The sequence below is a fragment of the Maccoyibacter intestinihominis genome, assembly GCF_040096355.1.
GTDB classification, from domain to species: Bacteria; Bacillota; Clostridia; order Lachnospirales; family Lachnospiraceae; genus Maccoyibacter; species Maccoyibacter intestinihominis.
The window spans coordinates 126,363-142,023 of sequence record NZ_JBBMEX010000007.1 but is presented as its reverse complement, the minus strand read 5'-3'; the positions used below and the strand labels follow the sequence as shown (position 1 = coordinate 142,023).

The following is a 15,661-nucleotide window of genomic DNA, read 5'->3' as shown; positions in this document are numbered from 1 at the left end:
ATCATACTGCATCAACTCACATATCAAACACACATACACATAAAGGCATAAATGGTTTCAGACAAAAGTGACGAAATGAAATCACAAGGAGGAACATATGTATAAACCAACCAGACACAGTTACGAAAAAAGAATGAAAAATCAGCGTAGAAAGGCAAAAGCAGGACTTCTGTTAGCAACAACCTTAACAGCAGGGATGGCAGTAAATCCATGTCCGGCAGTTACCGGATTAGCGTCTTATTTGACCGGAACCGGAAATGTATCCGTGGTACAGGCGGCAGAGACACTCAGCATCAGCAAAGAGAATGTGACGAAGATTGATCTTGGAAAACAGGAAGATAAGATTGATGAGGACTGCGTGATCCTTACATTAGATCACGATGGAACCTATATTTTAATGGGACAGAATTACATGAATGACACTTGGGTAGATACTCAGATACAGGTGCCGGAGGGAGTAACCGTAAATCTGATTTTAGCAGAAGATTTTTCTATTCAGAATGATGATGGAGCATATGTTTGGAACAGTGGCTATTGGAGTGGCAAGAGTCTGACTCCGTTTGTGATACAGGGAACGGCAAATCTTTATGTAGACGATACGGTAAAAATTCACAATTCTGTATCGGATAAAAACTATGAAGGTAACACAACGCATGAATTTTATCGTGGATTGTTCCGGGTGGATGGAACAATGACTATCAAAGAAGTAAAAGATGGAGCCAAGATTAAATTAGAACAGGATGTAAATAATAAAGCACAATGGGGAGCGGGATATTACGATGAGGAAAGTAGGGAGTATAAATGTATAAATGACATCCCCGCAGTTTTTGAGGGAACCGGAACAGTAATACTTAAAGAAGGAACATTTGATGGAACAGAAATTTCATATCCTAGGGTGCGTGAGGGGTCAGAATTTAAACAGGGAGAAGCAGTAACAGACAATAAGATTACCTCAAAAGTGGCACATCTGATCATCCGGGGAGGAAACTACAATAACATTGAGATTCATAAAGAAAGGGTTGTGGACAAATATACAGTTGCGGGTGGAACACTGGAGGTGGAAGAAGGAACATTTGCTAAGATTGATGGAGAGTATGTTTTAGATAGTTGCAGTGTAAAGACACCTGCCGATGCGGATGAGGATTTTTCTGTGGCAATGACAAACCATGATTATGGAGCAGCAGATTATAGCTGGAGTGCAGATAAGAGTACCTGTACGGCAAGCCGGATCTGTCAGAAAGATAAGACACATATAGAGACAGAGACAGCGACTGCAACTTCTGTTATTACAAAACGGCCAACCTGTACAACAGCCGGAGAGCGTACATACAAAGCAGAATTTAAGAATGCGGCATTTGCCACACAGACGCAGACAGAAGCAGTAGCGAAAAAAGGACACAAATATGCAGCCCCGACCTATAGCTGGAGTGCGGATAAGAGTACCTGTACGGCAAGCCGGATCTGTCAGAAAGATAAGACACATGTAGAGACAGAAAAAGCAACCGTAACCTCTGCAGTGACCACGCAGCCGACGTATGAAAAGACAGGAGTCCGTACTTATACGGCAGCCTTTAAAAATGCGGCATTTAGTACACAGACACAGACGGAAACCATTGCAAAGCGGGTAAAACCACAGGAAAATATCCAGACAAAGACCAGCATCAAAAAGGCATCGGTAAGTGGTATTTCCAATAAGAATTACAATGGAAAATCCCAGAAGCAGTCAATTAAGGTCAAACTGGGCAAAAAGACATTAAAACAGGGAACCGATTATGCCGTATCCTATAAAAATAATAAGAATATCGGAAAAGCGACCGTGACCATCAAAGGGAAAGGCAAATACGAAGGAAGCATCAAAAAGACCTTCCAGATTACCGTAGCAAAAGGAAAAACCTATACGGCAGGAAACTTTAAATACAAGATGACAAAAGCATCCACAAACGGAAAAGGAACCGTTACCCTTGCTGCAACCAAAAAGTCAAAATCCGATAAGAAGTTTACCTCCTGTAAAATAGCTGATACCGTAAAAATCGGTGGTAAGACCTTCAAGGTTACAGCAATCGGAGACGACGCATTCAAAGGTTATAAGAAGTTAAAGACCATTACCATTGAATCGAAAAATATCGAAAGTGTAGGTAAGAATGCCGTTAAGAACATCCATAAAGAAGCAACGATCAAAGTACCGAAGAACAAAGTAAAGGAATATAAGAAATTATTTAACAAAAACACTGGATTTACTTCTAAGATGATGATTAAAAAAGCGTAAAATAAAAAGCGTAAAAAAATAGCAAGAACCGGAAAAACGGTATCCATAATATTATATGGAGAGGGCCGGGGCAGGGAAAATCTGTCATCGGTCCTCTTATTATAATAAGGAAGTTTGGTAAAAAGTTTGGTTTTGGTTTGGTTTACATGGAATGACCGTATACGCTATAATAAATGAGGTAAAAAAAGGAAAAGAACGGAGAAGTTTATATAAATGAGGAAGTGGTGGCAAGAACAGTGAGAACGGTAAGAAAGAGTAAAGAAGAGGTGCATTACCCAAGACATGTCAAAGAGCTGTGTCAGATTATGGAAGAGGCGAAAGAGCAGGGACAGCTTCGGGCAGTCATGGAAGAGGAATTTAAAAAGCCGGTGTCTATGACCGGCATCTGGGAGTGCAGAAGTTATTTTCATATGGAAGATGAGAACGGTTATGAGGGTGACACAGTCCTGCTTTCCATCAGAGCGTTACTGGCAACAATGGAAGGAAAGTTAAAAGAGGCACGCTGTTATGCGGATATGTTGTGTGAAGCACCAGCGCCGGATGAAGAGGAACTGACGCGTGAGAAATTTTTTCGTCTGATTTTAGAAATGGTGCTTCCCGATACCACGGACAAACGTTTTTTTCAGATTGTATGTTTTCTGGAACGGATTCATACGAAGCCGATTCAAAGTCTGATACTTTCTGCATGCAGACCAAGCATTCTGGATGGATTTAGGGATTTCACACCCTATGGAAAATATTTAGTCAGCTATAAAGATGAGATTACGAAATCCGTGCAGACATTATATGGCAATAGTGGAAAAGGGGTCTATGAAGTGGCTTTAGCGGAATGGAATTACCAGAACAACAAATGTTTTGATGCATTAGTTTTAGTCACCGGAACAATTCCGTTGTTAGAGTCCGAGCAGGATGTACAGTGCCTGTTTGTGGCGATGGCGTTGCAGTTTCGGATACTTCTTGTCAACGGACAGACCAAGATGGCAGAGCCGTACATCAAAAAAATCCGGGAACGCATCCAAAGAGGCGGACGGGATGAGTTAGAGTCAAGTCTGGATGCATTAGAATGCCGAGCAGCCTTATATGGCGGAAATATGGAGCGTATCGAGGCGTGGTTAGAATATCAGGCACCGGATGAAAATAAAGAACTTTATATGATGGATATGTATGCTTATCTGATCAAGATCCGCTGTTATCTCTTAAATGGAAAGCATATGATGGCAATCGTATTAGCAAAACGTCTGATCAATTTGATCGAGCCGGTCAACAGGTATATGGATCTGTGTGAGTGCTATATGTTATCAGCCATGGCATGTTATAAGGCAAAAGATAACAAGCGTCTGTGCGAGGAGCTGCAAAAGGCATTAGACCTTGCAAAACAGTATGGATATTACCGCCTGTTAGCAGACGAGGGAGCCTGTATGGTAGAAATGTTAAAAATTTATCATAAAGAGGCAGGGGCAGACAGCTTTACGGAAAACGTGCTCGACCTTGCAGGCAGTGTAGCAAGTCATTTTCCGGATTACTTAAAGTCACCGGGAGAGCATTACGGTGCTTTAACGGAGAGAGAAGCAGAGGTCTTACGCCTGATGGCAAGAGGCATGAGCAATGATATGATCGCAGAGGAATTAGACAAGAAAGTGGGAACCGTAAAATTTCATACGGCAAACATTTTTAAAAAGCTCAAGGTACAAAACCGGCAGCAGGCGGTAGAACGTGGCTATGAGATTGGATTTATAGGATTAGAAAAAGGAGGTACTGATGAGAAGAAAAAGTAAATTTATCATGATTCTGTTCGTATGTATGGTGGCTATGTTAGCCGGATGCGGACAGTCGAAAAAAGAACCGGATGATTATGCAACCAATAATGTGAAGAGTGAAAAGACAGACAGTGCGAAAAAGACATCAGAAGGGATAGCAAAGGACAAGATTAAAGTAGGTGTAGTCCATTTGTCCGACCCGGCAGAGGGCAGCGGTTACACTTATACACATGAACTGGGAATCCAGGGAATGCAGAAGAATCTCGGATTATCAGATGAACAGATCGTAAGAAAGAACAATGTAGATGATACTGATGCGCTGGCAACACAAAAGGCAATACAGGAGTGCATAGACGAAGGCTGCAATATTATCTTCGGTACAAGCTGGGGCTACATGGATGTGATGGAACAGATGGCAGAAGAGTATCCGGACATTTATTTTTGCCATGGAACCGGTTATAAGAGCAACGGAAAAAATTTTACGAACTATTTCGGACGCATCTATCAGGCAAGATACTTAAGCGGGATTGTCGCCGGAATGAATACAAAGACCAATAAGATCGGTTATGTGGCGGCACAGGATTCCTCGAATTCAGAAGTGACAGGAGGGATTGATGCCTTTGCAATGGGAGTCGCATCGGTAAACCCGGATGCAGAAGTATATGTAAAGATCACACATAGCTGGTATGCACCGGAGGCAGAAAAAGCGGCATCCCTGCAGCTTTTAGATATGGGCTGTGATGTTATGGCACAGCATTGCGATACACCGTATCCACAGACAACGGCACAGGATGCAGGAGTCTATGGAATCGGATACAACTCTGATATGCGAAAAGAGACACCGGATGCCTGCCTGTGCAGTGTAATATGGAATTGGAGTGCATATTATACTTCCGAGGTACAGAGTATCATAGATGGTACCTATGATGGAAAGAATTATTATGGTGGTATGGCAGAAGGATTGGTGGACATTACGGACTTGGCAGATTTTTGCGCCGATGGAACACAGGAAAAAGTAGATGAGGCAAGGGCAGAGATTTTATCCGGAAAATGCAATGTCTTTGATGGAAAGATTGAAACCAATACAGGGGATACAATTGGAAAGAAAGGTAAGACACTAGACGATGATACCATCACGGGAGGTATCAATTGGTACTATAAAAACGTGAAGATTGTAGAGTAGGAGAGATACGGATGGAAGAGACAAATAAAAGACAGATAAGATTTGACTTAAAAAAGAAGATTTTAATGCTTGGGGTTCTTCCGGTCTTAGTATTGGGACTGATGGTTATCTTTATAGCACAGACCATTGTCAGGGATTCTTTGCTAAAAGAGATTAAAGATGCATTGCAGAGTGCGGCAACATCTACGTTTGCAGCGTATGACCAGAATTCAGGGGATTATATTAAGACGGAAAATGGAGAAATATGGAAAGGAAGTTACAATATTTCCAAGTCGGAAAGTCTTGTGGACAGTATCAAAGAAAAGACAGGATTAGAAGTGACTTTTTTCTATGGAAAAGACAGGATCATGACTTCTGCAAAGGATAAAAACGGAGACCGTATCTTAGGTTCTCCGGCGGGAGAGACCATCCAAAAAGAAGTCTTAGAAAAGGGAAAAGAATACTTCAGTGACTCCGTGTCCATAGACGGCACACTTCACTATGGTTACTATGTTCCGGTTTATCAGGGAGACAGCAAAAAACCGGTCGGCATGATCTTTGTGGGAGCAAATAAGGCACAGAAGGATTCCGCGATCAATAAGATTATCAATACCGTGATCTTAGTGGTACTGATTGTAATGTTGCTCTGTATCGCAGTGGCAGCAGTGTTTGCTTTTAATTTTTCAGGAGCATTGAAAAAAGGAATCAATATGGTACAGTCCGTGTCCTCCGGTAATCTGAAAAATGAAATGGATACAAAGTTGATAAAAAGGCAGGATGAACTCGGAGACTTATCAAAGGCGATCAGCAGCCTGCAGGAGGAAATGATCAAAAGTATTGCGAATATTGCAGGAAATGCAGAGGCGGTGCTGATGGCATCCGGCGAACTGGGCGAGACGGCAAGAGAGACCACAACTTCTATGCGGCAGGTAGAGGGAGCGATTGACAGCATCATGCAAAGTGCGGCAACGCAGGCAGAGATTTCCGACAAAGCGGCAAAGAATGTACATAGTATGGGTGAAAAAATTGAGCGGACCACAGAGGAGATGGAACAGATGCAGCAGAATGCAGATGCCATGTCCTGTGCAGAGAAACAGAATGTGGAAACCATCCGGGAACTGCTTGAAAGCAATAAAGAAGTGCAGGAACTGATACAGGAGATCGAAGCACAGACAGCAAAGACAAATGAATCGGTAGTACAGATCAAAGAAGCAACGGAAATCATTGCATCCATTGCTTCACAGACAAACCTGTTAAGTCTCAATGCGAGCATTGAAGCTGCAAGAGCAGGAGAAAGTGGAAAAGGCTTTGCGGTCGTTGCTACAGAAATCCAGCAGTTAGCAAGCAAGTCCAATGAGTCGAGTCAGAATATCTCTGATATTTTACAGCAGCTTACGGAGAACTCTGATCGTGCAGTAGAGACCATGGGAAAAGTTACAACGACGATAGAGGCACAGACCGAACATATCAAAGAGACCGAGACAATGACAGAAGCGGTTATGAAGAGAATTTTAGAATCCATAGAAGGAATGCAGGTAATCGCAGACAGCGTAGAGTATTTAGATGGGGCAAGAAAAGAAATCGTAGAGACCGTGTCAGAACTTTCAGAAATTGCAAAACAGAATGCAGCCACTACGCAGGAAGTATGTACGGCAGCCAATACCGTAACAGAGAATTTTGATATAGTATCCGGCAGTATGGAAGGCTTAAAAAATATTGCGGATGAGTTAGAGGGAAGCATGAAGCATTTTCAGGTGTAAAAAGTAAGAAGTAAAAAATCAAAAAAGCGGTTGACAAATGCCTCATAAAGTATTAATCTAGACATCAGATAGAACAAACCGTTGAAAAAGAGTAGTAGACGTTAGACCAAAGTCACAGAGAGCTGCAGGTGGTGGGATTGCAGTATGGCGGTATTCGTTGAATGGACTTTTGAGGGCAGCCTGAAGCGTAATACATAGTAGGGTGAGCCGGGAACCAAACCCGTTATCAATGAGGCATGTATGATAGTATGTGAAAGAGAGGACAATTCGTCAATTTGAGTGGTACCGCGATAATATGATAATATTACCGTCTCAAGCAAATGCTTGAGGCGGTTTTTTTGTATCTTAGAAATTGCAAAAATCCGATACCGAAGGTTCTTTCAGAAGCGGAAAGATGGGCAGATTTATCTGCAGCATCCTTCTGCTTCTGAAAGGAAGTGCGTAAGCACATCGGATTTTTGTAATGACAGGATAACATCCCTATGTGAAAGCGGAATCCGTAAAATCAAAACCCATAAAAATCGGCGAACTTGTATCTGCGTTTGTTCTGGATCTAACAACAGCCAGAAGGCAGAAAGAAAGAGGTAAGAAAAATGAAGAAAAAATTATTAGCAGTCGTAATGAGTATGGTATTTGTAACAGGAATGTTAGCAGGATGCGGAAGCAGCACAAAAGAGACATCCACAAAAGACACAAAGAGTACAGAAACAGAAAGCAAAGATTCCTATACCATCGGAATTTCCCAGTTTGCAGAGCATGGCTCCTTAGATAACTGCCGTGAAGGATTCTTAGAGGGCTTAAAAGAAGCAGGCATCGAAGAAGGAAAGAACTTAAAAGTGAATTACGACAATGCACAGGCAGATACAGGAACAGTCGGAACCATTGCAGACAGCTATGTGTCAAAGAAAGTAGATCTGATCTGCGCGATCGCAACACCAAGTGCCATGAGTGCTTATAATGCGGCAATGAGTGCAGACATTCCGGTCGTATATACCGCAGTATCCGATCCGGTCGGCGCAGGACTTGCAAAAGAGGATGGCAGCAACGCAGGCAACATCACAGGTTCCTGTGACCTTCTTCCGGTAGATGAGCAGTTAAAAATGATCCGTAAGATGCTCCCGGATGCAAAGAAGATCGGAATCCTTTACACTACCAGCGAAGCAAACTCCGTCAGCACCATCAAAGAGTACAAAAAAGTATCAGATAAATACGGATTTGAAATCGTAGACACAGGAATCAACACCCTTGCAGATGTAGATATGGCAGCAGCGGATTTGGTAGGAAAAGTGGACTGTATCTGCAACCTGACAGACAACACCGTAGTACAGGCACTTCAGACCGTGATTGAAAAAGCCAACAGCAAGAAAATTCCGGTATTCGGAAGTGAGATTGAGCAGGTAAAAGCCGGATGTGTGGCAGCAATGGGAATTGACTATTTTGAACTTGGAAAAAATACAGGTGCTATGGCAGCAAAGATCTTAAAAGGTGAAGCAACTGCAAAAGACACAGAATACATCAAAACAGCAGATTCCGCACTCTATGTCAACACAGAAGCAGCAGATAAAATTGGTATGGAGTTAGACAAAGATTACATTGCTGATGCAGCAGAAACATTTACGGAGATTACCGTAGAATAAAAAATACAGACGGAAAACTTGGAGGTAACAACGTGGCACTGGTATTGAGTGTATTAGAACAGGGCATGATCTATGCGATCATGGCATTAGGAGTATATATCACATATAAAATTCTGGATTTTCCGGACTTGACCGTAGACGGCAGCTTCCCACTGGGAGCTGCCATTACGGCTGTTATGATCACCAAAGGAGTTCATCCACTGATCACATTGGTGGTGTCCTTTGCAGCAGGAGCAGTCGTAGGAGTTCTGACCGGAGTCATCCATGTCAAATTAAAGGTGCGGGATTTATTGTCGGGAATCATTATGATGACCGCATTGTATACCGTCAATTTAAGGATAGCAGGACGTGCAAACCTGCCGATCTATACAGAAAAAACAATATTTGATAACGATCTGGTCAACAGCATTTTTAAAGGAAACGCAGCACAGTTTTCAACCGTTGTCATTATTCTTATCATTACCTTAGTGATGAAATATTTACTGGACTGGTATATGAGTACAAAAGCCGGATTTTTACTAAGGGCAGTAGGAGATAATGACACCATTGTAACATCCATGGGAGTCGATAAGGGCTTGGTAAAAATTGCAGGACTTGCAATTTCTAACGGATTGGTAACCTTAAGCGGATGTATTTATACCCAGCAGCAGAGATATTTCGATGTTTCCATGGGAACAGGAACCGTTGTCATTGGTTTGGCAAGCGTGATCATCGGAACAAGTCTCTTTAAAAAAGTGACATTTTTCCGGGTGACCACCAGTGTTGTGATCGGTTCCATTATCTATAAAGCATGTGTGGCATTGGCGATCAGCTTTGGTTTACAGTCCACAGACTTAAAACTGGTCACAGCAGTCCTGTTTTTAATCATTTTAGTAGTCAGCATGGACAGAAAGAAGAAGGTGAAGAACAATGCTTGAGTTAAAAAATATCAATAAAAACTATAATCCGGGCACTGTCAACGAACTCTGCCTGTTTGAAAATTTCAATCTGACCATACAGGATGGTGAATTTCTATCAGTCGTCGGAAGTAACGGCTCCGGTAAGACCTCTATGCTCAATATCATTTGCGGAACGATCCCGGTGGATTCCGGTTCGATCTTAGTCAGTGGAACAGACATCGTCAATCAGAAAGACTATATCCGTCACAGAAGGATCGGAAGAGTGTATCAGGATCCATCCAAAGGAACCTGTCCAAGCATGACCATCCTTGAGAATATGTCCATAGCCGATAACAAGGGAAAAGGTTATGGATTAGGAAGAGGCGTGAACAAAGCAAGAGCAGAGCATTACCGTGAAATGTTAAGAGATTTAAATCTTGGATTGGAAAATCAGATGGAGACAAAAGTCGGTTCGCTTTCCGGAGGTCAGCGTCAGACCCTTGCCCTTTTGATGGCAACCATGAACCCGATTGAATTTCTGATCTTAGATGAGCATACAGCGGCACTTGATCCAAAGACCGCAGAGATCATCATGGAGTTGACCGATAAGATTGTAAAAGAGAAAAAAGTAACAACGATCATGGTCACACACAATCTGCGTTATGCCGTAGAATATGGAGACCGTCTGATCATGATGCATCAGGGAAATGCCATTATCGATAAGGCAGGCGAAGAAAAAGCAAAGATGAAAGTCGATGACATCTTAGAAACATTTAACCGGATCAGTATTGAATGTGGTAATTAGAAAAGAGAACGAGAGGGAATAAACAATGGGTTCACTGGATGATTTGAAAATTTTGGATTTTTCTACCTTATTACCGGGACCATACGCAACATTGATGTTAGCGGATATGGGGGCAGAGGTGTTGAAGATCAGCTCTGCGAGCAGACCGGATATCGTATTGGACTATCCGCCGTTTATCGGGGATACCGGAGTGTCTGCATCACAGGCATGGCTTGGAAGAAATAAAAAGACCATGTTTTTGAACTTAAAAACCGGGGAGGGAAAGGCGGTTGTAAAAGAACTTGTCAAAGAATATGACATTGTGCTAGAGCAGTTTCGCCCCGGTGTTATGGAAAAATTAGGACTCGGCTACGAGGATTTAAAAGCAGTCAATCCGAAACTGATCTACTGCTCACTGACCGGATACGGACAGACAGGACCACTGCGGGATGCGGCAGGACATGATATCAACTATATGTCAAGAAGCGGCATTATTTCACAGGCAGGGCGCAGGGAATCAGGACCTTCCCTGATGAATTTTCAGATTGCAGATATTGCAGTCGGTTCTATGAATTCCGTGATCGGTATTTTAGCAGCGGTCAATTATCGGAAAAATACAGGAAAAGGACAATACATAGATGTGGCAATGATGGACGGCTGTGTGCCGTTTAACAGCTTAGACGGTGCCGGATTTTTAGTTTCCGGGAAAGAACCAAAGCGTGAGGGAGAACGTCTCAATGGTGGCTGCATCTATGATTTTTATGAGACAAAAGACGGTGAATATCTAAGCGTCGGTTCCTTAGAACCACAATTTTGGAGCAGATTCTGCACGGCGATCGGACGTGAGGACTTAATAGAAGGAACGGTATATCCGCCAAATATCGATGAAGTAAAAGCAGAGATCCGTGGCATTTTAAAGACAAAGACAAGAGATGAATGGGTAGAAGTATTCTCTCATTATGATGCCTGCGTACAGCCGGTTTTGAATTTAAAAGAAGCACTTTTAGAGGATGAGCAGGTAAAAGAACGTGAGATGGTAGTGGATGTAAAACTGCCGCTTCATGAAGACGTAAGTGTCAAACAGCTTGCAACGGCAGTCAAACTTAGTGAATGTCCATGTGAATATAAGTTTGCCGGTTATCCGACCGGCTATCATACCAAAGAAGTGATAGAACAACTGGGGATGGATTATGCAGAGTTAAAAGCGAAGGGTGTTTTTGACTAAAAAATCAGAGTACATAGGATGTTTTTAGACTTTTTTTGCAGAGATATTGCGAAATAATTGAAAATTTAGTATCATTAACAGGTAGGTATGCTTAGCGAGCAGCAAAAACAATGAGATGGGAGGATAACGATGTATCCAATAGTAAAAAAGGAACAACTGGCAGATAAGATTTTTCTTATGGATGTCAAAGCCGAAAGAGTGGCAAAGACCTGTATGCCGGGACAGTTTATAATTGTAAAAATAGACGAAGAAGGCGAGCGTATCCCGCTGACAATCTGCGATTATGACAGGGAAGCAGGAACAATTACCATTGTATTCCAGGTGGTTGGAGCTTCTACACAGCGTATGACCGGATTAGAGGTTGGAGATTCTTTCCGTGATTTCGTAGGACCGCTCGGATGTGCTTCTGAGTTCTGTTCAGAAGAGATCGAAGATTTAAAGAAGAAAAAGATTTTATTCGTGGCTGGTGGTGTAGGAGCAGCACCGGTTTATCCACAGGTGAAGTGGATGCACGAAAATGGAATAGATGTAGACGTGATCGTTGGTTCTAAGACCAAAGATATGTTGATTTTAGAAAAAGAGATGGAGGCAGTTGCCGGAAATCTCTATGTAACAACGGATGATGGAAGTTACGGACGTTCCGGAATGGTTACGACCGTAATTGAAGATTTAGTAAAAGACGGCAATACTTATGATGTCTGTGTTGCAATCGGACCGATGATCATGATGAAGTTTGTCTGTCTTTTAACAAAGAAATTAGAGATTCCAACCATTGTTTCCATGAACCCTATCATGGTGGACGGAACCGGTATGTGTGGTGCCTGCCGTCTGACTGTTGGCGATGAAGTGAAGTTTGCATGTGTAGACGGACCGGAGTTCGACGGACATCTGGTAGATTTTGACCAGGCAATGAAGAGACAGCAGATGTATAAGACGGAAGAAGGAAGAGCCATGCTGAAATTACAGGAAGGCGATACACATCATGGCGGATGCGGACATTGTGGAGGTGACAAATAATGGATGTATTAAATAAAGTACCTGTCAGAGAGCAGGAACCAAAGGTAAGAGCAACCAACTTTGACGAAGTATGTTTAGGATATAACAAGGACGAGGCTGTAGAAGAGGCTTCCCGCTGCATCGGCTGTAAGAATGCAAAATGTATCGAAGGCTGTCCGGTATCCATTAATATTCCGGGATTTATTGCAGAAGTAAAAGAAGGAAAATTTGAAGAGGCTTACAAAGTGATCAGTGAATCCTCCGCACTTCCGGCAGTCTGTGGCCGTGTATGTCCGCAGGAGAGCCAGTGTGAGGGAAGATGTATCCGTGGCATCAAGGGTGAGCCGATTTCCATTGGAAAATTAGAGCGTTTTGTAGCTGACTGGGCAAGAGAAAATAATGTAAAACCTGAGCCGGCAAAAGAAAAGAAAAACCACAAGGTAGCAGTGATCGGTTCCGGTCCTGCAGGACTGACCTGTGCCGGTGACCTTGCAAAGATGGGATATGATGTAACAATCTTTGAAGCACTTCACGAAGCAGGTGGTGTTCTGATCTATGGTATCCCTGAATTCCGTCTGCCAAAGAGTGCAGTTGTGGCAAAAGAGATTGAAAACGTCAAATCACTTGGCGTTAAGATTGAGACCAATGTCGTAATCGGTAAGTCTACAACAATCGATGAACTGATGGACGAAGAAGGTTTTGAAGCTGTATTTATCGGTTCCGGTGCAGGACTTCCGAAATTCATGGGCATTCCTGGCGAGCAGGCAAACGGTGTCTTTTCCGCAAATGAATTTTTAACGAGAAATAACCTGATGAAGGCTTTCAAAGATGAGTATGATACACCGATCATGAAAGGCAAAAAGGTTGCCGTAGTCGGCGGCGGTAATGTTGCGATGGATGCTGCAAGAACTGCATTAAGACTTGGCGCAGAGGTACATATCGTATACCGCAGAAGTGAAGAAGAGCTTCCTGCCAGAGTCGAAGAAGTACATCATGCAAAAGAAGAGGGCATCATTTTTGACCTGCTGACAAATCCAAAGGAAATCTTAGTGGATGAAAACGGCTGGGTAAAAGGAATGACCTGTGTGAAGATGGAATTAGGAGAACCGGATGCTTCCGGTAGAAGAAGACCGGTAGAGATCAAAGGTTCTGAATTTGATTTAGAATTAGATACGGTGATCATGTCACTTGGTACTTCACCAAACCCATTGATCTCTTCTACAACAGAAGGATTAGATGTAAACAAATGGCAGTGTATCGTTGCAGATGAAAACAACGGTAAGACCACCAAAGAGGGTGTATATGCCGGTGGAGATGCTGTAACCGGAGCCGCAACCGTAATCCTTGCCATGGGAGCAGGAAAAGCTGCTGCAAAGGGCATTGATGAGTACCTGAGCCGGAAATAAGACTGTCAGAAGTACAACGAAGTGAACATTAAGAGAGTTCATATCGATATAGTGATATTTACAAGGAAGCCGATATTTTTATTAGAAAACAATAAGATATCGGCTTCTTTTTCTTGTCATTTTCACAGTGACAGGATATAATAAGTACATGACAGAGTCAGGGAATTAAAACAATGGCGTGAACTGGAGGGAAGGTACATGACAGTAGAATAAATGCTCAAAAGAAAAGAGAAAAAGTGGTTAGCAGAAGGTGTCGTTACCGGAAAAGCACAGAGTGTCATGGAACTTTTAGAGGATTTAGGTACAGTTCCGGATGAGATCAAAGAAAAGATTCTAAATGAAAAGAATCCTGAGAGCTTGAACGAGTGGCTCAAGGCAGCAGCAAAGGCGGACTCAATAGAGGAGTTCCTTACAAAAATATAGGAATGACATTGTCAGAATGTATTTTCTTATTCAAAAGTCAGTATAATCTAACTATTTCAAGGATGACAGTAAGTCAAAAATCAAGTGTTATTTTATTAACAATCTAAGAGTAAATCTAAAGTATTCAAAAAGATCCACAAATATTAAAAGTAATAGAAGAACAGGAGGAAATCTGTCTAAAGGTATAGGGAAACAATAAATAATAAATAATAGTTTGTTTTCTATTCCGTCTGATTATCTTCGCCGGTTTCCGCATCCACATGCTAATTAACTTCTATGATTTCCAGAGAGATAAGAACTTTCGGCTTTTCGATGAGTTACTAGAAATGCTAAAATAATATTAAGGAGGAGTTCAGATATACACAATTGCAATTCATTAGTATGATAAATTTTTAAATTAGATGACGATGATAAATTAGAATGTTATAATATACAAAGTAGTGTTATATGAAAGGAATAAAAAGAGATGAAAGAACAATACTCAGATTTTCTGAAATTATTATTTTCGTTAACAAAGGAAAAAAAGAATTTTAAGCTGTCGGGAAATGATATTGAGTCATATATACAGTCTTTATCAAAAGATGATTTTATAGAAATTGTTAAAGAAATTGGTACAATACCAGAGGTTATAGAAGCTAGCTCCACTGAAGAAAAGCTTTATTCTAAGGCTTCAGATATTGTATTAGCAAGGTGTTTTTCTGAAATAGGATTAAAAGCAAAGGCTTTATCTGAACGAGGTAATAGTGCCGACATTGTTGCAGAAAGTCATCATGGATATACCTTAGTTGCGGATGCGAAAACTTTTAGATTAAGCAGAACGGCAAAAAATCAGAAAGATTTTAAAATATCTACTTTAAGTAGATGGAGAGGAATGGAACATGATTTTGCAGTTTTAGTAGCACCATATTTTCAATATCCTAATACAAGTAGTCAAATTTATGCATCTTCTTTATCAGATAAAGTCTGTTTGTTGTCATGGGAACATATATTATTTCTCTTAAATCAGCAGGTTGTTGAAGATGTTTCGTTAAGTTTGGAACAAATATGGAATGCACCAACTAGGATAGAAAGAGATAGTAAGATTGCTTATGCAGATAGAATGAATTGCTTATTTCCTTATATCAATAAAATGGTATGTGATAGGATACCAATTAGTCTTAAAGATTTTGAGGAACAATTGAATATATGTAAGTTATATATTTTTGAACGAAGTAATGATGAAATAGCAGTATTAAATGCAGAAATACAAAAGATAGAAGAGTATACAAAAGAACAAGCAATTAAAGAATTAATCAAGTCAAGGAAACTTAACGAAAAAATATCAGCTATTTTATCTTATAAGAGTTCTTTATAAAAGTAGAGGTTAT

12 protein-coding genes and 1 other annotated feature are annotated in these 15,661 nt (G+C 41.4%); all 12 genes read left to right on the top strand.

The genetic code is table 11. The features are described 5' to 3' along the window. The first annotated feature begins 97 nt into the window (after positions 1-97). Positions 98-2,266, top strand: coding sequence for a hypothetical protein (locus WMO43_RS08385; RefSeq protein ID WP_353530879.1), 2,169 nt, complete (start codon positions 98-100; stop codon positions 2,264-2,266). A 224-nt stretch (positions 2,267-2,490) separates the two neighbouring features. Next, complete coding sequence (locus WMO43_RS08380; RefSeq protein WP_177963799.1) at positions 2,491-4,041, top strand: LuxR C-terminal-related transcriptional regulator; 1,551 nt, start codon at positions 2,491-2,493, stop codon at positions 4,039-4,041. Continuing rightward, positions 4,025-5,206, top strand: coding sequence for a BMP family ABC transporter substrate-binding protein (locus WMO43_RS08375; RefSeq protein ID WP_353530878.1), 1,182 nt, complete (start codon positions 4,025-4,027; stop codon positions 5,204-5,206). Before WMO43_RS08380 ends, WMO43_RS08375 begins: the two co-directional genes overlap by 17 nt. Positions 5,207-5,217: 11 nt before the next feature. Continuing rightward, a complete protein-coding gene (locus tag WMO43_RS08370; RefSeq protein WP_353530877.1) occupies positions 5,218-6,945 on the top strand; it encodes a methyl-accepting chemotaxis protein in 1,728 nt (575 codons plus the stop codon). A gap of 72 nt (positions 6,946-7,017) precedes the next feature. After that, positions 7,018-7,263, top strand: a binding site (T-box leader). A gap of 275 nt (positions 7,264-7,538) precedes the next feature. Then, positions 7,539-8,582, top strand: a complete 1,044-nt coding sequence (locus tag WMO43_RS08365) for an ABC transporter substrate-binding protein (RefSeq protein ID WP_353530876.1) — start codon at positions 7,539-7,541, stop codon at positions 8,580-8,582. 32 nt (positions 8,583-8,614) lie between these two features. Further along, complete coding sequence (locus WMO43_RS08360; RefSeq protein ID WP_177963803.1) at positions 8,615-9,499, top strand: ABC transporter permease; 885 nt, start codon at positions 8,615-8,617, stop codon at positions 9,497-9,499. Next, the gene (locus WMO43_RS08355; RefSeq protein ID WP_353530875.1) at positions 9,492-10,265 is read left to right on the top strand and encodes an ABC transporter ATP-binding protein; all 774 of its coding nucleotides are present in this window, start codon (positions 9,492-9,494) and stop codon (positions 10,263-10,265) included. The genes WMO43_RS08360 and WMO43_RS08355 overlap by 8 nt, the downstream gene beginning before the upstream one ends. Positions 10,266-10,290: 25 nt before the next feature. Continuing rightward, on the top strand, positions 10,291-11,469 hold the full coding sequence (locus WMO43_RS08350) for a CaiB/BaiF CoA transferase family protein (RefSeq protein WP_353530874.1): 1,179 nt from the start codon (positions 10,291-10,293) through the stop codon (positions 11,467-11,469). Positions 11,470-11,598: 129 nt separating this feature from the next. Further along, positions 11,599-12,486 carry a sulfide/dihydroorotate dehydrogenase-like FAD/NAD-binding protein gene (locus WMO43_RS08345; RefSeq protein ID WP_177963806.1) on the top strand — a complete coding sequence of 296 codons (888 nt, stop codon included), beginning with the start codon at positions 11,599-11,601 and terminating at the stop codon, positions 12,484-12,486. After that, positions 12,486-13,871: an NADPH-dependent glutamate synthase gene (gltA, locus tag WMO43_RS08340; protein WP_177963807.1), complete on the top strand. Its 1,386-nt coding sequence runs from the start codon at positions 12,486-12,488 to the stop codon at positions 13,869-13,871. The genes WMO43_RS08345 and gltA overlap by 1 nt, the downstream gene beginning before the upstream one ends. A gap of 213 nt (positions 13,872-14,084) precedes the next feature. After that, positions 14,085-14,294 carry a hypothetical protein gene (locus WMO43_RS08335; RefSeq protein ID WP_353530873.1) on the top strand — a complete coding sequence of 70 codons (210 nt, stop codon included), beginning with the start codon at positions 14,085-14,087 and terminating at the stop codon, positions 14,292-14,294. A gap of 466 nt (positions 14,295-14,760) precedes the next feature. Further along, on the top strand, positions 14,761-15,648 hold the full coding sequence (locus WMO43_RS08330) for a HindIII family type II restriction endonuclease (protein ID WP_353530872.1): 888 nt from the start codon (positions 14,761-14,763) through the stop codon (positions 15,646-15,648). Positions 15,649-15,661: the final 13 nt, after the last annotated feature.